This window comes from Pseudomonas sp. TCU-HL1 (genome assembly GCF_001708505.1).
In the GTDB taxonomy this organism is placed as follows: Bacteria; Pseudomonadota; Gammaproteobacteria; order Pseudomonadales; family Pseudomonadaceae; genus Metapseudomonas.
This window is the reverse complement of the sequence record NZ_CP015992.1, coordinates 427727-446554: the sequence shown is the minus strand read 5'-3', so window position 1 is coordinate 446554 and position 18828 is coordinate 427727. Positions and strand designations below refer to the sequence as shown.

Annotated in this window: 15 protein-coding genes; 2 read left to right on the top strand and 13 right to left on the bottom strand. The window is 65.0% G+C overall.

All coding sequences use genetic code 11. The annotated features are described in order from the left end of the window. The first annotated feature begins 221 nt into the window (after positions 1 to 221). Positions 222 to 1475, top strand: a complete 1254-nt coding sequence (locus THL1_RS02010; protein ID WP_069081719.1) for a flavohemoglobin expression-modulating QEGLA motif protein — start codon at positions 222 to 224, stop codon at positions 1473 to 1475. Between the two features lie 192 nt (positions 1476 to 1667). Here the strand turns inward: THL1_RS02010 and fdhA are convergent, their stop codons facing one another. The 7 genes from fdhA to glyA all read right to left on the bottom strand — a co-directional run bounded on the left by fdhA (position 1668) and on the right by glyA (position 10615). Continuing rightward, positions 1668 to 2867 (bottom strand): formaldehyde dehydrogenase, glutathione-independent, encoded by a 1200-nt coding sequence (gene fdhA, locus THL1_RS02005; RefSeq protein WP_069081718.1) that lies wholly within the window; start codon positions 2865 to 2867, stop codon positions 1668 to 1670. Positions 2868 to 3079: 212 nt separating this feature from the next. After that, positions 3080 to 3943 (bottom strand): formyltetrahydrofolate deformylase, encoded by an 864-nt coding sequence (purU, locus tag THL1_RS02000; protein ID WP_069081717.1) that lies wholly within the window; start codon positions 3941 to 3943, stop codon positions 3080 to 3082. Between the two features lie 125 nt (positions 3944 to 4068). Beyond that, complete coding sequence (locus tag THL1_RS01995; protein WP_069081716.1) at positions 4069 to 4698, bottom strand: sarcosine oxidase subunit gamma; 630 nt, start codon at positions 4696 to 4698, stop codon at positions 4069 to 4071. After that, entirely contained in the window at positions 4691 to 7708 is a 3018-nt protein-coding gene (locus THL1_RS01990; protein ID WP_069081715.1) for a sarcosine oxidase subunit alpha, read from the bottom strand. The genes THL1_RS01995 and THL1_RS01990 overlap by 8 nt, the downstream gene beginning before the upstream one ends. Next, positions 7705 to 8031 carry a sarcosine oxidase subunit delta gene (locus tag THL1_RS01985; RefSeq protein WP_069081714.1) on the bottom strand — a complete coding sequence of 109 codons (327 nt, stop codon included), beginning with the start codon at positions 8029 to 8031 and terminating at the stop codon, positions 7705 to 7707. The genes THL1_RS01990 and THL1_RS01985 overlap by 4 nt, the downstream gene beginning before the upstream one ends. An 11-nt stretch (positions 8032 to 8042) precedes the next feature. Next, entirely contained in the window at positions 8043 to 9293 is a 1251-nt protein-coding gene (locus tag THL1_RS01980; protein ID WP_069081713.1) for a sarcosine oxidase subunit beta, read from the bottom strand. A gap of 68 nt (positions 9294 to 9361) precedes the next feature. After that, the gene (gene glyA, locus THL1_RS01975; protein ID WP_069081712.1) at positions 9362 to 10615 is read right to left on the bottom strand and encodes a serine hydroxymethyltransferase; all 1254 of its coding nucleotides are present in this window, start codon (positions 10613 to 10615) and stop codon (positions 9362 to 9364) included. A gap of 380 nt (positions 10616 to 10995) precedes the next feature. Between glyA and THL1_RS01970 the strand changes: the two genes are divergently transcribed. After that, positions 10996 to 12015, top strand: a complete 1020-nt coding sequence (locus THL1_RS01970) for a GlxA family transcriptional regulator (protein ID WP_083245789.1) — start codon at positions 10996 to 10998, stop codon at positions 12013 to 12015. A gap of 277 nt (positions 12016 to 12292) precedes the next feature. Here the strand turns inward: THL1_RS01970 and gabP are convergent, their stop codons facing one another. Genes gabP through THL1_RS01940 form a run of 6 tightly spaced genes read right to left on the bottom strand, consistent with a single transcriptional unit; the run spans position 12293 to position 18577 of the window. Beyond that, positions 12293 to 13705 (bottom strand): GABA permease, encoded by a 1413-nt coding sequence (gabP, locus tag THL1_RS01965; RefSeq protein ID WP_069081711.1) that lies wholly within the window; start codon positions 13703 to 13705, stop codon positions 12293 to 12295. A 59-nt stretch (positions 13706 to 13764) separates the two neighbouring features. Continuing rightward, entirely contained in the window at positions 13765 to 14550 is a 786-nt protein-coding gene (locus tag THL1_RS01960; protein ID WP_069081710.1) for a creatininase, read from the bottom strand. Positions 14551 to 14599: 49 nt separating this feature from the next. Then, positions 14600 to 15688: an ABC transporter ATP-binding protein gene (locus tag THL1_RS01955; RefSeq protein ID WP_069081709.1), complete on the bottom strand. Its 1089-nt coding sequence runs from the start codon at positions 15686 to 15688 to the stop codon at positions 14600 to 14602. Between the two features lie 37 nt (positions 15689 to 15725). Continuing rightward, on the bottom strand, positions 15726 to 16517 hold the full coding sequence (locus THL1_RS01950) for an ABC transporter permease (RefSeq protein WP_069081708.1): 792 nt from the start codon (positions 16515 to 16517) through the stop codon (positions 15726 to 15728). Continuing rightward, positions 16514 to 17428, bottom strand: a complete 915-nt coding sequence (locus THL1_RS01945; RefSeq protein WP_069081707.1) for an ABC transporter permease — start codon at positions 17426 to 17428, stop codon at positions 16514 to 16516. The genes THL1_RS01950 and THL1_RS01945 overlap by 4 nt, the downstream gene beginning before the upstream one ends. A gap of 21 nt (positions 17429 to 17449) precedes the next feature. Then, on the bottom strand, positions 17450 to 18577 hold the full coding sequence (locus THL1_RS01940; protein ID WP_069081706.1) for a polyamine ABC transporter substrate-binding protein: 1128 nt from the start codon (positions 18575 to 18577) through the stop codon (positions 17450 to 17452). Positions 18578 to 18828 lie beyond the last annotated feature (251 nt).

Sequence of the window (18828 nt, the reverse complement as noted above, 5' to 3'; positions counted from 1 at the left end):
GGTCGGGCTCGAGGCCTAAGGGTGGACACGGCTTCCTGGCTCTCCCCCGATGATCAGTCGGGGACTATCACCCCTTGAGAGGGTGGTAGTCGAGATACAAGGGTGCGCTGTGCGCACCGGGATCCCGCGCGTGAGTCTCGGTGCGCACGGCGCACCCTACCGGACCTGCACACGCCTGCCGTGAACTAGCCTTCAAAGACCACCCTCCCCGGCCCGTAGCCATGAACGAATCCCGCATCGCCGAACTCGATGCTGCCATCCCCGGCCTTGCGCGCAAGATCCGCGTGCTCGAAGCCATCGCCTGGCCGGATGGGATCGAGGAGCGCTTCCTTGCCGACTGGCGGGCCGGTCGTCCGAAACTCCCGGACGTGTCGTTGAAACCTCGGGATCACGGTGCGCAGATCGTAGCCCTGGAAACCCTCGCCAACCAGTGCGACGTGGGCCATCCGGCCGGCGCCTTCCTCGCCGCCACCGCCCGCAGCTATGCCTGCGCCGGGCGCATGCTGGGCGCCATCGGCACGTCGGCCTTCACCGACTATTCCGCACGCCTCTACCAGCGGCCCGACCACTATTACGAGCGGCAGAAAATGACTCCGCTGGATGCAGCGCGCTTCTTCCTCGACACCACTGACGCCCTGCTGGACAGCCGCTGCATTCCCGCCACCGAAGCGACGATCCCGGCCGAGGACTTCGCCGCCTGGATGCGCACCGAGGTGGACGCCTTCTTCGGCCCAGGCCAGGTGCGCGTAGTATTGGACCCGGACCTCGCGTCCAAGGCCATCGCCGGTGCCACGCGCATCCGCCTGCGGGCCTCGGCGCGCTTCTCAGAGCTGGACAAGGCGCAGCTGCTCCAGCACGAAGCCTTCGTACACGTCGCCACAGCGCTGAACGGACGCGCCCAGACGCGCCTGACCAGCCTGGCCCTGGGCGCGCCGCGCACCACCCTGACCCAGGAAGGCATCGCCATGCTGGCCGAGCTGCTCACCGGCAGCATCGACATCCAGCGCCTGCGCCGCGTTGCCCTGCGAGTGGTAGCGGTGCAACAGGCACTCGACGGCGCCGACTTCATCGAGGTGTTCAAGGGCTTCCTGGAGGCCGGGCAGTCGGAAGAGGAGTCCTTCCGCTCGACCCAGCGGGTCTTCCGTGGCGCCGATGTGCATGGCGGCGGCGCCTTCACCAAGGACGCCTGCTACGTGATCGGCATGCTCGGCGTGCATACCCTGCTACGGGTCGCGGTACGCGACAACCGTCCGGAGTTGCTGCGCCAGCTGTTCGCCGGGCGCATGAGCGCGGGCGATGTTGTGCGTATGGCGCCGCCGTTCGAATCCGGTTGGCTGGAACAGCCTCGTTTCGTACCGCCCTGGGCTTCCGACCTGCGCCGCCTGGCGGCCGCGCTGGCGTTCTCTGCCTTCGTCGGGCGGATCAAACTGGAGGTGGTCGATCTGGAGCGGTTTGTGGAGGTGGAGGAGGAATGAACCGCCTGCCCCCTCTCCCTTCAGGGAGAGGGTTGGGGAGAGGGTGGCATCCAGCGGGACCCGACTTCCCTCACCCCAGGCCCCTCTCCCGGAGGGAGAGGGGAGACAAACAAAAAAAGGGGCCCCGAAGGGCCCCTTGAGGGACAGACGCCGCGGCTGTCACACCCACGGCGTCGGGGGTATTGCAGTCGTTCAGGCCGCGCTGAAGGTCTTGTGCGGGTCGATGACGAATTTCTTCGGTACGCCGGCATCGAACTCGTGGTAGCCATTGGGGGCCTGGTCCAGGCTGATGACCTGCACGCCCACCACTTCGGCGATGTTGATGCGGTCCCACATGATCGCTTGCATCAGCGCGCGGTTGTACTTCATCACCGGGGTCTGGCCGGTGTGGAAGCTGTGGGATTTCGCCCAACCGAGGCCGAAGCGGATGCTCAGGGCGCCGATCTTGGCAGCGGCATCCACCGCACCCGGGTCTTCGGTGACGTAGAGGCCGGGGATACCGATCTTGCCGGCCACGCGGGTGACCTGCATCAGCGAGTTGAGCACGGTAGCCGGGGCTTCGTGCTTGGCGCCTTCATGGCCGTGGCCGCGAGCTTCGAAGCCCACCGCATCCACTGCGCAATCCACTTCCGGCTCGCCCAGCAGCGCGGCGATCTGCTCGTGCAGCGGGGTGTCCAGCGACAGGTCGGCGATCTCGAAGCCCTGGGCCTTGGCGTGGGCCAGGCGGGCGGGGTTGAGGTCGCCAACGATGACCACGGCGGCGCCCAGCAGGCGGGCCGAGGCGGCAGCAGCCAGACCAACGGGGCCGGCACCGGCGACATACACGGTGCTGCCCGGGCCGACGCCGGCGGTGACCGCGCCGTGGTAGCCGGTGGGCAGGATGTCGGAGAGGCAGGTCAGGTCACGGATCTTCTCCATGGCCTTGTCGCGGTTCGGCAGTTTCAGCAGGTTGAAGTCGGCGTAGGGCACCAGCACATACTCGGCCTGACCACCGGTCCAGTCGCCCATGTCGACGTAGCCGTAGGCACCGCCGGCGCGGGCCGGGTTGACGGTCAGGCACACGCCGGTGTGCTGCTCCTTGCAGGAGCGGCAGCGGCCGCAGGCCACGTTGAAGGGTACGGATACCAAGTCGCCGATCTGCAGGTTCTCCACGTCACGGCCTTTCTCGATCACCTCACCGGTGATCTCGTGGCCGAGCACCAGGCCGACCTGGGCGGTGGTACGGCCGCGCACCATGTGCTGGTCCGAGCCGCAGATGTTAGTGGAGACGACTTTGAGGATGACCCCGTGTTCGATCTTCTTGCCGCGGGGGTCCTGCATTTTGGGGTAGTCGATCTTCTGGACTTCGACCTTGCCCGAACCGAGATAAACGACACCACGATTACCAGACATGCGTAATTCTCCGTTGTTGTTGTGAACACAAAGGCGCGACCGACGGCCGCGCGGCCTTGCACTGGAGCTTGCATCTGTTGCCGGAACGCGCCGGTGAAACCTGGCAGAGGCGGGTTCCGTGAAAGTAGGGTGCGCCGTGCGCACCATTGCTCTGGAGGAAGAAGGCGCACCCTCTCCCCGGCCCTCTCCCTGAAGGGAGAGGGAGAAACGCCTCAAGCGTTAAGCACCACCGTGCGGTTGGCGTTGAGGAACACCCGGCGTTCGATGTGGTAGCCCACGGCTTTGGCCAGGGTCAGGCACTCGATGTCGCGGCCCTTGGCGATCAGGTCTTCGGGGTAGTGCGCGTGATCCACCGCTTCGACGCCCTGGGCGATGATCGGGCCTTCGTCCAGGTCGTTATTGATGTAATGCGCCGTGGCCCCCACCAGCTTGACCCCCTTCTGGTAGGCCTGGTGGTAGGGCTTGGCGCCCTTGAAGCCGGGCAACAGCGAGTGATGGATGTTGATCGCCCAGCCATCCAGCTTCTTGCACAGCTCGGGCGACAGCACCTGCATGTAGCGGGCGAGCACCACCAGCTCGGCGCCGGATTCCTCGATCACCTGCAGCACACGACGCTCCTGCGCCGGCTTGTCGTTAGGATCGAGGGGGAAGTGGTGGTAGGGAATGCCGTGCCAACGGGCGAGCGGTTCCAGGTCCGGGTGGTTGGACACCACCGCCACCACGTCCATGGCCAGTTGGCCGATGCGCTGGCGATAGAGCAGGTCGTTCAGGCAGTGGTCGGCCTTGGAGACCATCAGCACCACCTTGGCGCGATAGCCCGGCGGCGTCAGTTCCAGCTGCATGTCGAAGGGGGCAAGGCGCTCGGCCAGGCCGGCACGGAAGGCCTGCTCGTCGAAGTCGTCCGGCTGGCGGAACTCGACGCGGATGAAGAAGCGCGAAGACAGCCGGTCATCAAAGGAGTGGTGCTCGGTGACGTAGCAGCGCTGCTCGAAGAGAAAGCGCGTCACCGCATCCACGGTACCGAGCACGCTCGGGCATTGGGCGGTGAGAATCCAGGTATCGGGGGTGCGGCTCATATGCGGACTCCGATGTCATATCTCCCCTCTCCCGCTTGCGGGAGAGGGGCCGGGGGTGAGGGCAGGTCCGCGTGCTGCGGGGCGTCCCTCACCCCAACCCCTCTCCCAAGGGGAGAGGGGCTATTTCAGGCCTTCACCGCCAGTCCGAACTCGGCGCTGGCATCCTGCAGCCAGAGCCAGAAGTAGTCGGAGAAGCTGCGGCGGATCAGCAGTTCCCAGGTGTCTTCGCCGGTGTGGCGGATCACCAGCGAGGCCTTAGCGAAGTTGCTGCCCACGGCCTTGCCCACCGGGAAGTTGCTCGGGTGCACGTCATAAGGCGTCGACTTCATCAGCACCTCGCGGGCCTTGGGCCCGGAGAGCTCGAGGATGGTCTGGCCGCCGCTGACGTTGACCACGGAAATGTGCTGGCCCTCCAGCGCCTTGCGCAGGCGCTGTTCGACCTCGAACTCCTGGCCGCTCGGCACGATCAGCAGCCACTCGTCCGGCCCCAGCCACTGCAGCGAGGTGTCGCCGCTGGCCACCAGGGTCAGTGCCACCGGCAGCTCAAGGCCCAGGGCGCTGTGCACGCCGCCGGCGAAGGCCGGGTCCTTGGCGTCGCCACGGATCACCAGATGGCCGAGGAGTTTCTTCTCGCGCAGGGTCACCCCTGCGCTGCTCTTGCCTTTGCGTGCCGCCTCGTCGAGGCCGGCGTGGTACAGCGGCGATTCGGCGTGGGCGGAGTCGGGGCGCTGTTTGTAGACGTTCACGTTAGACATTCTGGCGGTCCCCTTTCGGGTCATAGAACACGGAGCTGCAGATTTCGGCTTCGATCACACTGCCATCGGCCAGCGGCGCGAACACGCGCTCGCCCATGCGTTTCAGGCCGCCCTTGACCACGGCCATGGCGAAGGAATAGCCCATGGTCGAGCTCATGTAGCTGGAGGTGACGTGGCCGACCATCTTCATCGGGATGGACTGCTTCGGATCGAACACCAGCTGGGCACCTTCCGGCAGCACCTTGTTCGGGTCGATGGGCTTGAGGCCCACCAGCTGTTTGCGGTCTTCGCGCACGCAGTCCTCACGGTTCATGCCGCGCCAGCCGATCCAGGAGAAGGCCTTGCTGCGGCCAACGCACCAGCCCATGTTCAGGTCGTCCGGGGTCACCGAGCCGTCGGTGTCCTGACCGACGATGATGAAGCCCTTCTCGGCCCGCAGTACGTGCATGGTTTCAGTGCCGTAGGGGGTCAGGTTGTACTTCTTGCCGGCCTCGACGATTTTTTCCCACACGCCCAGGGCGTAGTCGGCCTGCACGTTGACTTCGTAGGACAGCTCACCGGTGAAGGAGATGCGGAACACCCGTGCCGGTACGCCACCCACCTGGCCTTCCTTCCAGGTCATGAAGGGGAAGGCATCCTTGTCCAGGTCGATGTCGGTGACTTCGGCCAACAGCTTGCGGCTGTTGGGGCCGGACAGGGTCATGGTGGCCCAGTGGTCGGTGACCGAGGTGAAGTACACCTTCAGCTCCGGCCATTCGGTCTGGTGGTAGATCTCCAGCCATTCCATTACGCGGGCGGCGCCGCCGGTGGTGGTGGTCATGATGAAGTGGTTCTCGCCGACGCAGGCGGTCACGCCGTCGTCGAAGACCATGCCGTCTTCCTTGCACATCAGGCCGTAGCGGGCCTTGCCCACGTCCAGCTTGGTCCAGGCGTTGGTGTACACGCGGTTGAGGAACTCGCGCGCATCCGGGCCCTGGATGTCGATCTTGCCCAGGGTGGAGGCATCGAGGATGCCCACGCTGTCACGCACGGCCTTGCATTCGCGGGCCACGGCGGCGTGCATGTCTTCGCCACGCTTGGGGAAGTACCAGGGGCGCTTCCACTGGCCGACGTCTTCGAACTCCGCGCCCTGCTCCAGGTGCCAGCGGTGCATGGCGGTGTAACGCTTGGGCTCGAACAGGTGGCCACAGTGACGGCCCGCCACGGCGCCGAAGGTCACCGGGGTGTAGTTCGGGCGGAACATAGTGGTGCCCATCTCGGTGATGCTAATGCCCAGCGAGCGGGCGGCGATGGCCAGGCCGTTGATGTTGCCCAGCTTGCCCTGGTCGGTACCGAAGCCCAGCGCGGTGTAGCGCTTGACGTGCTCGACCGACTCGAAGCCCTCGCGGGTCGCCAGCTCGATACCGGCAGAGGTGACGTCGTTCTGCAGGTCGACGAACTGCTTCGGCGCACGGGAGGTGGATTTGTCGTGGGGCACCTGGAACAGCGCCACGGTGGCCTCTTCCTTGCGCTTCTCGGTCTTCGGCAGGCTGCCTTCGACCGCCTTGAAGCCCGCTTCGGTGGCGGCCTTGGCGCCCGCTTCGAAACCGTCGGCCAGGGCATCGCCCAGGCCAAACACGCCATTCACGGCGCCGGCGCAGTGACGCTTCTGGAAACCTTCGCCGGGAACGAAGGCGAGGATGTCTTCACGCCAGATCGGCTTGCCGCCCAGGTGGGACGCCAGGTGTACCACCGGGCTGTAGCCGCCGGAGCTGACGATCAGGTCGCAGTCCACCACTTCGCCGGGGCTGGTGACCTTGTGGTTCTTCAGGTCGATGGCGCAGATGCGGGCACCGCTGACGCGCTTGCTGCCACGGGCCTCGACCACGGCACTGCCGGTGAGGATGCGCACGCCACGGGCGCGGGCTTCTTCCACCCAGGCGCCGCGCGGGTTGCTGCGGGCATCGGCCACGGCCACCACCTGCTGGCCGGCGTCGAGCCAATCCAGCACCACGCGGTAGGCGTAGTCGTTGTTGGTGGACAGCACCAGCTGGCGGCCCGGGGCCACGCCGTAGCGGTTCACGTAGGTGGATACGGCGCCGGCGAGCATGTTGCCCGGCACGTCGTTGTTGGAATACACCAGCGGACGCTCGTGGGCGCCGGCGGCCAGCACCACGCGCTTGGCGCGGACGCGATGGACGCGGTGACGAGCCTGGCCACGGGGGGCGACTTCGCCGAGGTGATCGGTCAGGCGCTGGTGGATGGTGAGGAAGTTGTGGTCGTGGTAGCCGTTCACCGTGGCGCGCGGCAGCAGGGTCACTTCCGGCAGTTTCTCCAGCTCGGCGATAGCCTTGGCCACCCACTCGGAAGCGGGCTTGCCGTCCAGGGTTTCGCGGGTATCCAGCAGGCTGCCGCCGAACTCTTCCTGTTCGTCAGCCAGGATCACACGGGCACCGCTGCGAGCGGCGGCCAGGGCAGCGGCCAGGCCCGCCGGGCCGGCACCGACCACCAGCACGTCACAGTACTGGTTCATGTGGTCGTAGATGTCCGGGTCGACTTCCAGCGGCGAACGACCGAGGCCAGCCGCCTTGCGGATGTACTTCTCGTAGGTCAGCCACAGGTTCTGCGGGTACATGAAGGTCTTGTAGTAGAACCCGGGCGGCATCATCTTGCCGCCGACCTTGCCGAGAATGCCCATCACGTCGTTGTTCACGCTCGGCCAGCCGTTGGTGCTGCTGGCCACCAGGCCCGCGTACAGCGCCTGCTGGGTGGCGCGCACGTTGGGCACCTGGGCGCTCTCGGTGGAACCGAGTTGCAGCACGGCGTTGGGCTCTTCGGCACCGGCGGCGACGATGCCGCGCGGACGGGAGTACTTGAAGCTGCGGCCAACGATGTCGACGCCGTTGGCCAGCAAGGCGGCGGCCAGGGTATCACCGGCGAACCCCTGGAAGTTCTCGCCGTTGAAGGTGAAGGTCAGCGGCTGGCTGCGATCGACGCGGCCGCCCTTGGGAAGACGGTTGACCTGGCTCATGCCGTTACTCCTGCGGTCGCGGCTTTCTTCTCGCCGACGTTGGCCTCGGTGACAGTGGGCTTCTCACCGATCTTGTAGGTTTCGAGGATCTCGTAGCTCACGGTGTGGCGCGTGGCGTTGAAATACTTGCGGCAGCCGGCGGCGTGCACCCACAGCTCGTGGTGGATGCCGCGCGGGTTGTCGCGGAAGAAGATGTAGTCGCCCCACTCCTCGTCGGTGCAGGCGTTGGGGTCCAGGGGACGCGGGATGTGCGCCTGGCCCTTGGCATGGAATTCCTCTTCGGAGCGCAGCTCGCCACAGTAAGGACAGAAGATGTGCAGCATGGCGGTTCTCCTTAGTGAGCCACGGCAGCAGCGCCGTGCTCGTCGATCAGTGCGCCAGAGTGGAAACGGTCGATGGAGAAGGGCTTGGCCAGCGGGTGCATCTCGCCACGCGCCAGGCTCGCCGCGAAGACGTGGCCCGAACCCGGGGTGGCCTTGAAGCCGCCGGTGCCCCAACCGCAGTTGAAGAACAGGTTCTTCACCGGGGTCTTGGAGATGATCGGGCAAGCGTCAGGCGTGGTATCCACGATGCCGCCCCACTGCCGGTTCATGCGCACGCGGGAAAGAATCGGGAACATCTCCACGATGGCCTGCAGGGTGTGTTCGATGGTCCCGTAGGAGCCGCGCTGGCCGTAGCCGTTGTAGCCGTCGATACCGGCACCGATGACCAGGTCGCCCTTGTCCGACTGGCTGATGTAGCCATGCACGGCGTTGGACATGATCACGCTGTGGATGATCGGCTTGATCGGCTCGGACACCAGGGCCTGCAGCGGGTGGGATTCCAGCGGCAGGCGGAAGCCGGCCTGCTTGGCCATGTGGCCGGAGTTACCGGCGGTGACCACGCCGACGCGCTTGGCGCCGATGAAGCCGCGATTGGTTTCGACACCGATCACCGCGCCATCCTGCTTGCGGAAACCGAGCACCTCGGTGTTCTGCAGCAGGTCGACGCCCAGGGCGTCGGCAGCACGGGCGTAGCCCCAGGCCACGGCATCGTGACGGGCCACGCCGCCGCGACGCTGAACGGTGGAACCCATGATCGGATAACGGGTGTTCTTGCTGCAGTCGAGGAAGGGAATCTCCTCGGCTACCTGGCGGGCGTCCAGCAGTTCGCCGTCGACGCCGTTCAGGCGGTTGGCGTTCACCCGGCGCGCCGAGTCACGCATGTCCTGCAGGGTGTGGCAGAGGTTGTAGACGCCACGCTGGGAGAACATCACGTTGTAGTTCAGGTCCTGGGACAGGCCTTCCCACAGTTTCATCGCGTGCTCGTACAGCTGCGCCGCCTCGTCCCACAGGTAGTTGGAGCGGACGATGGTGGTGTTGCGCGCGGTGTTGCCACCACCCAGCCAGCCCTTCTCCACCACCGCGACGTTCTTCACGCCGAATTCCTTGGCCAGGTAGTAGGCAGTGGCCAGACCGTGGCCGCCACCGCCGACGATGATCACGTCATAAACCGGCTTCGGCGTCGGGTTGCGCCACATGCGTTGCCAGTTCTCGTGGTGGCTCAGGGAGTGCTTGAACAGACCGAAGCCGGAATAACGTTGCATGGAATGCTCCTGGTTCTACTCCCCTCTCCCACTTGTGGGAGAGGGGCCGGGGGAGAGGGTGAATTGGCTCAGCGGTAGACGGGGAAGTCGACGCAGAGGCCGGCGACCTGTTTGGCCACCTGGGCTTCGACGTCGGCATCGCCGAGGTGGTCGAGGATGTCGCAGATCCAGCCAGCCAGCTCGGTGGACTGCTCTTCCTTGAAGCCACGGCTGGTGATGGCCGGGGTGCCGATGCGGATGCCCGAGGTCACGAAGGGCGACTGCGGGTCGTTGGGTACGGCGTTCTTGTTCACGGTGATGCCGGCGCGGCCGAGGGCGGCGTCCGCTTCCTTGCCGGTCTTGCCCTGCTTGATCAGGCTGACCAGGAACAGGTGGTTGTCGGTGCCGCCGGAGACCACGTCATAGCCGCGCTCGATGAACACCTTGGCCATCGCCTGGGCGTTCTGGATCACCTGGGCCTGGTACTCCTTGAAGCCAGGCTCCAGCGCCTCCTTGAAGCACACCGCCTTGGCGGCGATCACGTGCATCAGCGGACCACCCTGGGCGCCGGGGAAGACGGCAGAGTTCAGCTTCTTCTCGATCTCTTCATTGGACTTGGCCAGGATCAGGCCGCCACGCGGACCGCGCAGGGTCTTGTGGGTGGTGGTGGTGACCACGTCGGCGTAGGGCAGCGGGTTGGGGTACAGGCCGGCGGCAACCAGGCCAGCAACGTGGGCCATGTCGACGAACAGCAGCGCACCCACCTTGTCGGCGATGGCGCGGAAGCGCGGGAAATCGAGGGTCTTGGAGTAGGCGGAGAAGCCGGCGACGATCATCTTCGGCTTGTGCTCCACGGCCAGGCGCTCGACTTCGTCGTAATCGATCAGGCCGGTGGCGGTGTTCAGGCCGTACTGCACGGCGTTGTACAGCTTGCCGGAGGACGACACCTTGGCGCCGTGGGTCAGGTGGCCGCCATGGGCCAGGCTCATGCCGAGAATGGTGTCACCGGCGTTCAGCAGGGCCAGGTAGACGGCGCTGTTGGCCTGGGAGCCGGAGTGCGGCTGGACGTTGGCGTAGTCGGCACCGAACAGTTGCTTGGCGCGGTCGATGGCCAGCTGTTCGACCTTGTCGACGAACTCGCAGCCACCGTAGTAGCGCTTGCCTGGATAGCCTTCGGCGTACTTGTTGGTCAGGCCGCTGCCCTGGGCTTCCATCACGCGCTTGCTGGTGTAGTTTTCCGAGGCGATCAGCTCGATGTGGTCTTCCTGACGGTGCTCTTCTTCCTGCATCGCGCTGAACAGTTCGTCGTCGTAACCCTGGATCTGGTCTTGCTTGCTGAACATCGATGATCTCCTGCGACAACCCGCTGTCGTCTCTGTTGTTTTGGGGGCCCTGCACCGATGACTGGAAGACGGTCGGCACCTGCCTGTTGCGACCGATTGTGCGAAATAGCCCGACACCCCGTTTGCCTGTTTGCGACGTGTAAATGCCCAAACCTACCCAGGCAGCGAAGTAAAACCGTTCGATTAGCGGCGACCTCCCTGCCGGCCCCCGGATATCACGCAGGGACGCCGCTGATGCGGGGCTGGAATGGGTGTAAGCTGAACCCCGGCGCAGGCCAGCTCCCGCGCCGCAGAACAATAAAAAGACAGAACTGCATTTCGACTTCTGCCTCACCCGCCTATACCCAAAAACGACAGTCGATGCAGTGGAGGAAGAACCAATGGCTGTTGCGAACCTTGCGGCGCCGCCCGTCGACAAACCATCAGGCCAGGTCCGGCCGGCCGGAGTGAAGACCTTCGGTTTCCTGCTGATCCCCAACTTCACCACCATCGGCTTCGCCTCGGCGATCGAGACCCTGCGCATGGCCAACCTGGCCGCCAAGCGCACCCTGTTCCGTACCCTGCTGATCGCCGCCGACCACGAACCGGTACAAGCCAGCAACGGCATGCGCGTGGTCCCCGACCACAGCCTAGACGACGCACCCAAACTGGACGCCCTGTTCGTCGTCGGTTCCAACCCCATGCCGACCCGCTACGACCGCCGCATGCTGCACTGGGTACGCAAGCTGGCCCAGCACGACGTGGCGCTGGGCGGCATCTGCACCGGCAGCCACCTGCTGGCCAGCGCCGAGTTGCTCAAGGGCTACCGCTGCACCGTGCACTGGGAAGACATCGAGCAGGTGAAGGACAAGTTCCCTGGCATCATCATTTCCAACCAGCTGTTCGAGCTGGACCGCGACCGCTACACCTGCTCCGGCGGCACGGCGTCCATGGACATGACCCTGCAGTTGATCGCCCGCGAGCCGGGCGGCGTGGAAATCGCCACCCGCGCCGCCGAACTGCTGCTCTGCGACCGCATGCGTGGCGCCCGCGAACAACAGCGCGTTCCGCTGCGACAGAAGCTCGGCCACGCCCAACCGAAGCTGAGCCAGATCGTCGCGATCATGGAAGCCAACCTGGAAGAACCGCTGGAACTGGAAGAGCTGGCCCAGCTCAACGAAGTGTCGGTGCGCCAACTGGAACGCCTGTTCCACAAGTACCTGGACCGAACCCCCAGCCAGTACTATCTGGAGCTGCGCCTGAACCGCGCCCGCGACCTGCTGCTGCGCAGCGAATCCCAGGTACGCGACATCGCCCTGGCCTGCGGCTTCGCCTCCCCGGCGCACTTCTCCAAGTGCTACAGCCGCTTCTTCGGCCACTCACCGCGCGGGGAGCGCAAGCAGAGTCCACTGATCCAGTAGGGTGCGCCATGCGCACCTGCACGAAGCCAATCCCGCAATCGGTGCGCACAGCGCACCCTACGCGACAACATCTTCGGCCACTCGCCGCAGGGGAGCGCAAGCAGAGCCCGCTGATCCAGTAGGGTGCGCCATGCGCACCTGCGCGAAGCCAATCCCGCAATCGGTGCGCACACACAGCGCACCCTATGGTCTGCTTTGAAGCGACAACTTCTAAGGCCGTACCCGCTTGGGGTACGGCTTCCACAGCCTCATCGAATCCCTTCGAACCCGGAATCACTCACTGCAAATCGGCCTGCGCGAGTCCAGGTGCCACCTGCCGCGCCCGCCCCTTGCGGCTGTCGAGCAGCCCCAGGCAGACGATTACGACCGTTAGCATGCCGGTGGCCAGCAGCTCCGCACGATGGTCCGGCATCGCCAGCATGATGCCGAGCACCGACAGGATGAACAGGATCACCAGCCAGGTCAGCCAGGGATACAGCCACATGCTGAATTCCAGCGGCTTGCCCGAGGCGACCAGTTGGCGGCGCATCCGCAACTGCGAGATGGCGATCACCAGATACACCAGCAGGGCCACGGCGCCGGAGCTGGCGAGAAGGAAGGCGAAGACCTTCTCCGGCGCGAAGTAGTTGATGATCGTGGTGAGGAAGCCCACTGCGGTGCTGGCCAGCACGGCGGCGTAGGGCACCGCCTTCGGCGAGGTCTTCTGCAGCAAGCGCGGGGCGTCGCCGCGCTTGCTGAGGGAGAAGACCATGCGCGAGGCGGTATAGATGGCCGAGTTCAGACAGCTGGCCACGGCGACCAGCACCACGATGTCGACGATCAGCTTGGCGTTGGGGATGTTCATGATCTCCAGGGCGCGCTGGTACGAGCCGGCCTCGGTGAGCAGCGGGTCGTTCCACGGCACGATGGAGATGATCAGGAAGATCGACACGATGTAGAAGATGCCCATCCGCCAGACCACTGAGTTGGTCGCCCGGGTGATCTGCTTCGCCGGGTTCTTCGACTCCGCGGCGGCGATGGTGACGATTTCCGTACCCATGAAGCTGAACACCGTGGTCAGCAGCGCCCCGAGCACCGTGCTGAAACCGTTGGGCATGAAGCCTCCATGCTCCTGGGTGAGCCTCATCACGCCGCTGACCTCACGGTCAGGCAGCCCGCCGCTGAGGGCGAAGAAGCCGAGGATGATGAAACCGATCACCGCGATGACCTTGAGCAGGGCGAACCAGAACTCGAACTCGCCGTAGCGTGCCACGCTGAACAGGTTGGTCGCGGTGAGCAGGGCAGTAACCGCCAGGGCGAACTGCCAGGTCGCCACCGCCGGGAACCAGGCGTTGAGGATGGCTGCGGCGGCGACCGCCTCCAGCGGGATCACCAGCACCCAGAACCACCAGTACAGCCAGCCGATGGAAAAGCCCGCCCAGCGGCCGATAGCCCGTTCCGCGTAGGTGGAGAAGGAGCCGGTATCGGGCGCGGCCACAGCCATCTCGCCGAGCATGCGCATGACCAGCACCACCAGCGTGCCGGAGATCAGATAGGCCAGGATCGCCGCCGGACCGGCGGAAGCGATGGCGTGGCCGGAGCCGACGAACAGGCCGGCGCCGATGGCGCCAGCGATGGACAGCATAGTGACGTGGCGCTGCTTGAGTTCGGCGGCCAGGGCCGGGCCACCGGTGGAAACAGGCGTGGACATCGTGGTTACCCTCGTATTCTTGTTGGACTGGGGTCTTTCGCGGAACGGAGTGGAATCGATCAGGACGGCGTCGCGAACGCCTCCTGCACGGCGGCGGCGATACCCTCGGTGCACACCTGCAGGATCAGCTCGCCCTTCTCGCGGCTGGCGTTCTTCGCCGAAGAGAGCGTGCCGCAGGCCGGCGTGCGCTCGGGGATCACCGGGAACACGTCGTAGGGCGGGAAAGTGGCGGGGGGGTGGTCGACGACTTTGTCCATGTCCACCAGGTTCGGGTAGAGGGCCAGCATCAGCGAGGTTTCGAAGACGCCGCCGTGCTCGATGTCCCAGCCGAGGAAACCTTCCGGATAGAGTGCCTCGATCACCGCCGGGTCCCTGATGAAGTCCCAGTAGGACAGCACCACCACCTTGAAGTCCTGGATGCCGGCATAGCGCAATTCGCGCAGGGCGAGGTCGATGCCTTCGACGATGAACATGGAGTTTTCGTAGTGCCCGTTCATCAGCACCAGGCGGCGCACGCCATGGCGCGCCAGCTCGCGGATGATGTCCTGCACCGTGCCGGTCAGGGTCGCGCCATCCAGGCTGGTGGTGCCGGGAAAATGGTTGCCGCCGCCGGATTTCTGCTGCGACTTGTAGCCGTACTGCAATCCCGGCAGCACCAGCGCGTCGATGCGCTCGGCGACTCGTTTGCAAACGGCGGTGGGCAGCAGTACATCGACGTTCATGCACATGTGATGGCCATGCTGCTCCAGCGCGCCGACCGGCAACAGCATGACGCAGTCCCCCCTGGCGACCCTGGCTTCGTATTCCTTCCAGGTCAGCTCGCCCACGAAAACGCTCTTGCTCATCGATACTTCTCCAACAGTTGCTCATCCCGGCCAGGAGCCGGGGATTCGTTCACTCGCCGCGCAGGATCAGCGCATTGGCGCTGTCCCAGCCGGCGAATACCCTCTGCCCGCCCTGCAGGCCAAGACCGGCGTATTCGGCGTGCGGTTTCTGTACCTGCAGCTCCAGTCCGCTAGCGGTTTCCAGGTGGATGTTCACCATCGAGCCGATGAACTCCTCGCCGACCACGCGGCATTCCAGGCGATTGGGCAGGGCTGCCCGTTCGCCAAGCTGGATATGGTCTGCGCTCAGACAGACGCTCACCTGATCGCCGGAGACGACCGTGCGCTCCTTCGGCGGACGTGCCAGGAAAGCGCCGTGCTCCGATTCGATGCGCACCAGCCCGGTCTCGTCGAAGCCGGCGACGTTACCGCCGAGGATGTTCTTGCCGCCGACGAACTCGGCGACGAAGCGGTTGTGCGGCTCGCGGAACACCGCCTGCGGCGTGCCAACCTGCTCGATCCGGCCGCGGCTCATGATCACCACGCGATCGGCCATGGCGAAGGCTTCCGACTGGCTGTGGGTGACATACACGAAGGTGATGCCCAGATCCTTCTGCAGCCCGGTCAGCACGCCCTGCATACGCACACTGAGATGGGCATCGAGGGCACTCAGCGGTTCGTCGAGCAGCAGGATCGGCGGCTCGGTGACCAGCGAACGGGCCAACGCCACGCGCTGGCGCTGGCCACCGGAGAGCTGGGCGATGTCGCGCGTGGCGAATTCGGCGAGGCCGAGGCGATCCAGCCATTCGAGTGCCTTGCGGTGTCGCTCGGCCTTGGCCATGCCGCGCATTTTCAGGCCGAACTCGACGTTCTCGACCACGTTGAGGAACGGGAACAGCGCCAGGTTCTGCCAGACCAGCGGGGTATCGCGCTCCCAGGAGCGAAGATCGTTGATCCGCTCGCCGTTCAGGCGGATCTCGCCCTCGCTCGGCTTCTCCAGCCCGGCGAGCATGCGCAGCGTGGTGGTCTTGCCACAGCCGCTGGAACCCATGATCGCGACGAACTCGCCCTTGTAGATCTCCAGATTCATGCGCTCGACGGCGACGAACTCGCCGAAGTGCTTGACCACATTATCGAACACGACCAGCGGCTGACTCATGGTGGGGTTACCTGTGATTCGAATGGTTGTCGGGGGCTCAGGCCGGCTTACGCCGGCGTATCAGCAGCAGTTGCGCGAGGATCACCAGGACCGTGGTGGTGATGAACACCAAGGTGCCAATGGCGTTGATGGTCGGGCTGACCTGGCCCTGCAGGGTGCTGAGGATGCGCATCGGCACCGTTTCGTTGAGCCCGGAGACGAACCAGGCGACGGCGAATTCGTCGAAGGACACCGCCATGGTCACGAACAGCGCGGCGAAGATGCTCGGCGCGGCGAATGGCAGGATCACATGGCGCATGGCCTTCCACTGGCTGGCGCCCAGGTTCCAGGCGGCGGCTTCGAGGATCGGGTCCATCTGCGCCAGGCGCATGCGTATCACAGCCATGGCGAAGGGTGCGCACATCACGATGTGGGCGATCATCACCGCGTGGATTTCGCCGGACAGGCCGACGCGGGAGAGGAACGCCAGCATCGCCAGGCCCATGATCACCACCGGAATGGTCGGCGGCAGCAGGGCAAGCGCCATGTACACCGGCTTGCCGAAGAAGTGGTAGCGGAAGTCGGTATAGGCCGCGGTGAAGCCGAGGAAGGTGGACACCAGCGACACCACCACGGCGACCTTCAGGCTGTTGCCGAACGCCTGCCACACCGCCGGATCGCCGGCCACCGTCTGGTACCAGTGCAGGCTGAACCCACCCAGCGGCAGTGACGGGAAGCGGTCCACATTGAAGGAGAACACGATACTGCCGAGGATCGGCGTGAAGATGAACAGGAACACCAGCCCCACGTAGCCACGCAGCAGGAAGTTGATCAGGCGATGCTCGTTCATGCGCGCCTCCGGTAGGCGAAGCGGACCGCTGCAAAAGCTACCAACAGCAATGTTGCGATCATCATCGTGGCGATCACCGCGGCGCGCGGCCATTGCTGGCCGGCTTTGGTGGTGTCGGCGATCAGGGTGCTGAGGGTCGGTGGCTGGCCGCCGCCGAGGTAGAGCGGGCTGACGAAATCGCCGAAAGTGAGGATGAAGCAGAACAACGCCGCCACCACGATGCCGGTGCGCGCCGACGGCACCACCACCCGCAGCACCGTGCGCAGGCGGCCACAACCGAGGTTGTGCGCGGCCTCCACCAGCGAACGGTCCATGTACATCAGGCTGAACACCTGCAGTACCACCACCAGCGGCAGACACAGGGTGAAGTAGCCGACGTAGGTGCCGAACACGCTGTTCAACATTGGCAATGCGCCGATGCCGAACTGGCCGAGCAAGGCATTGAGGATGCCGTTGTCGGCGAGGAACACCTGCCAGGAGTAGGTGCGCACCAGGTAGCTGGTGAAGAACGGCGTGATCAGCAGCAGTATCGCCAGTTGCCGGGCCGAGGCGCGGAACTTGAAGGCGATGGCGTAGGCGCAGGGGAACGCCAGCAGGCTGATCAGCAGCGTGGCCCCCGCGGCCATGGCCAGGGTGTGCGCATAGGCATCCCAGAAGTAGCCGCGACCGAGCACGTAGCTCCAGTTCAGCCACTCGAAGGTCGGCACCATGCGGAAGTTGCGCACCATCCAGAAACTGATGGTGACCAGGAACACCAGCGGAAAAACGAAGAAGGCCAGTTGCCAGAACAGCATGGGCAGCGAGAAACCAAGGCCGTACCAGGGCCGGTAGCCGCGCTTGCGGCCGGGGCTGACCCGGGGGCTTTCGATTTCGGCAGCTGGCGGAGCGGTTTGCAGCTTGTGTAGCGTCATTGCCGTTGCCTCCGAGTGCCCTCAGGCGCCCTTGTACTCTGACCAGAAGTCGTTCCACTCCTCCAGGCCCTGCTGTATCGGCAGCTGGCGGTACTGAATGCGGCCCTCGCGGATGTCGTCCATCACGTTGCGCTGGCCGAGCAGCATGCCCTGGCGCCTGGCTTCGGCCGGATCGACCTGGTTGAGCAGCGCCCAACCGCGCTGGCTGGGGATGAGGGCGGGGTAGGCGAGCATCCGCGCCGACTTCACCTGGCCTTCGGGCGAGGTGATGTACTGGATGAACTTCTTCGCCAGTTCCGGACTGCGAGCGTTCCTGGCGATGCAGTAGGACTCGGTCCACTGCAGGCCGCCTTCTTCCGGCACCACTGTCTTCACTGGTGCCCCGGAGCGCTGCAGCACGCCGGTGATCCAGTCGCCGATACCGCACATTGCCTGGATCTGGCCGTTCTTCAGCGACGAGAAGGTGCCGCCGTAGTCAAAGAACCCGCCGATCTGCGGGCGCAGGGTCATCATCTTCTCCTGCACACCCTTCCAGCTCTTCGCGTCGATGTCATAGGGATGCTTGTTGCCGTTGTACAGGCTGATCTGGCCGAGATTCGGCAGGTGCCAGTCGAAGTGCCCGACCTTGCCCTTGAGCGACTCGTCCCAGAACATCCCGTAGCTACGTACCTTCGATTCGGGAACCAGCTGGGTGTTGTAGGCAATACCGAGGAAACCGAAACGGATCAGCACCGAATACAGCGCGTTGCCGTCCCAGTGGCCGGGGAAGTGCTGGAATTCCGGGAAGAAGTCGTCGAACGGATAGTCGGCGGGGTCCAGGCGCTCGATGTACTCGGCAGCCTTCAGCTGCTGCACGTATTCGGCGTCGGACAGGATCAGGTCGAAGGTACCGGGCGGTGACTGGGAAATCAGCCCGAGCATGTTGTCGCCACCGGTGTAGTACTTGGCGCGGACCTTGACCCCATGCTGGCGCTCGAAGTCGGCGACGATATCCGGCTCCGCGTGGCCGGCCCAAGCCAGGATCACCAGTTCCTTTTCCGCCGCGGCGGCACTGCGCATTGGAAGCAGACTGGAAAGCGCGACACCACCGGCCAGAACCCCGGTGCTGATCATGAAGTTACGGCGTGAAAGGTCGGTACGGTTCTTCATTGTTGTCTCTCCTGAAGCGTGGAAAGGTGTTGCCGTTATTCCTGGCCTTCCTGGTTTGTCGTCGGTTTGCTCCTGACGTGCATGGAGAACCCGCCAGTCTGTTGGCATGACAGGCATCGAAGTGGATCAGTGTGGTTTTTGCACCGGATGTACCGGGGGCCGGTGCTGCTGGACGGCTCTGCGGAGCGCAGACGGTCTTCTATTGATGGCCGTTTTAGCAAAATCGACGCCCCGGCTTTTGTACGAATCCG

What these genes read in the sequence shown, in the direction of transcription:
- THL1_RS02010 (WP_069081719.1), top strand. Translation starts at nt 222, where the DNA reads ATGAACGAATCCCGCATCGCCGAACTCGATGCTGCCATCCCCGGCCTT.
- fdhA (WP_069081718.1), bottom strand. Translation starts at nt 2,867, where the DNA reads ATGTCTGGTAATCGTGGTGTCGTTTATCTCGGTTCGGGCAAGGTCGAA.
- purU (WP_069081717.1), bottom strand. Translation starts at nt 3,943, where the DNA reads ATGAGCCGCACCCCCGATACCTGGATTCTCACCGCCCAATGCCCGAGC.
- THL1_RS01995 (WP_069081716.1), bottom strand. Translation starts at nt 4,698, where the DNA reads ATGTCTAACGTGAACGTCTACAAACAGCGCCCCGACTCCGCCCACGCC.
- THL1_RS01990 (WP_069081715.1), bottom strand. Translation starts at nt 7,708, where the DNA reads ATGAGCCAGGTCAACCGTCTTCCCAAGGGCGGCCGCGTCGATCGCAGC.
- THL1_RS01985 (WP_069081714.1), bottom strand. Translation starts at nt 8,031, where the DNA reads ATGCTGCACATCTTCTGTCCTTACTGTGGCGAGCTGCGCTCCGAAGAG.
- THL1_RS01980 (WP_069081713.1), bottom strand. Translation starts at nt 9,293, where the DNA reads ATGCAACGTTATTCCGGCTTCGGTCTGTTCAAGCACTCCCTGAGCCAC.
- glyA (WP_069081712.1), bottom strand. Translation starts at nt 10,615, where the DNA reads ATGTTCAGCAAGCAAGACCAGATCCAGGGTTACGACGACGAACTGTTC.
- THL1_RS01970 (WP_083245789.1), top strand. Translation starts at nt 10,996, where the DNA reads ATGGCTGTTGCGAACCTTGCGGCGCCGCCCGTCGACAAACCATCAGGC.
- gabP (WP_069081711.1), bottom strand. Translation starts at nt 13,705, where the DNA reads ATGTCCACGCCTGTTTCCACCGGTGGCCCGGCCCTGGCCGCCGAACTC.
- THL1_RS01960 (WP_069081710.1), bottom strand. Translation starts at nt 14,550, where the DNA reads ATGAGCAAGAGCGTTTTCGTGGGCGAGCTGACCTGGAAGGAATACGAA.
- THL1_RS01955 (WP_069081709.1), bottom strand. Translation starts at nt 15,688, where the DNA reads ATGAGTCAGCCGCTGGTCGTGTTCGATAATGTGGTCAAGCACTTCGGC.
- THL1_RS01950 (WP_069081708.1), bottom strand. Translation starts at nt 16,517, where the DNA reads ATGAACGAGCATCGCCTGATCAACTTCCTGCTGCGTGGCTACGTGGGG.
- THL1_RS01945 (WP_069081707.1), bottom strand. Translation starts at nt 17,428, where the DNA reads ATGACGCTACACAAGCTGCAAACCGCTCCGCCAGCTGCCGAAATCGAA.
- THL1_RS01940 (WP_069081706.1), bottom strand. Translation starts at nt 18,577, where the DNA reads ATGAAGAACCGTACCGACCTTTCACGCCGTAACTTCATGATCAGCACC.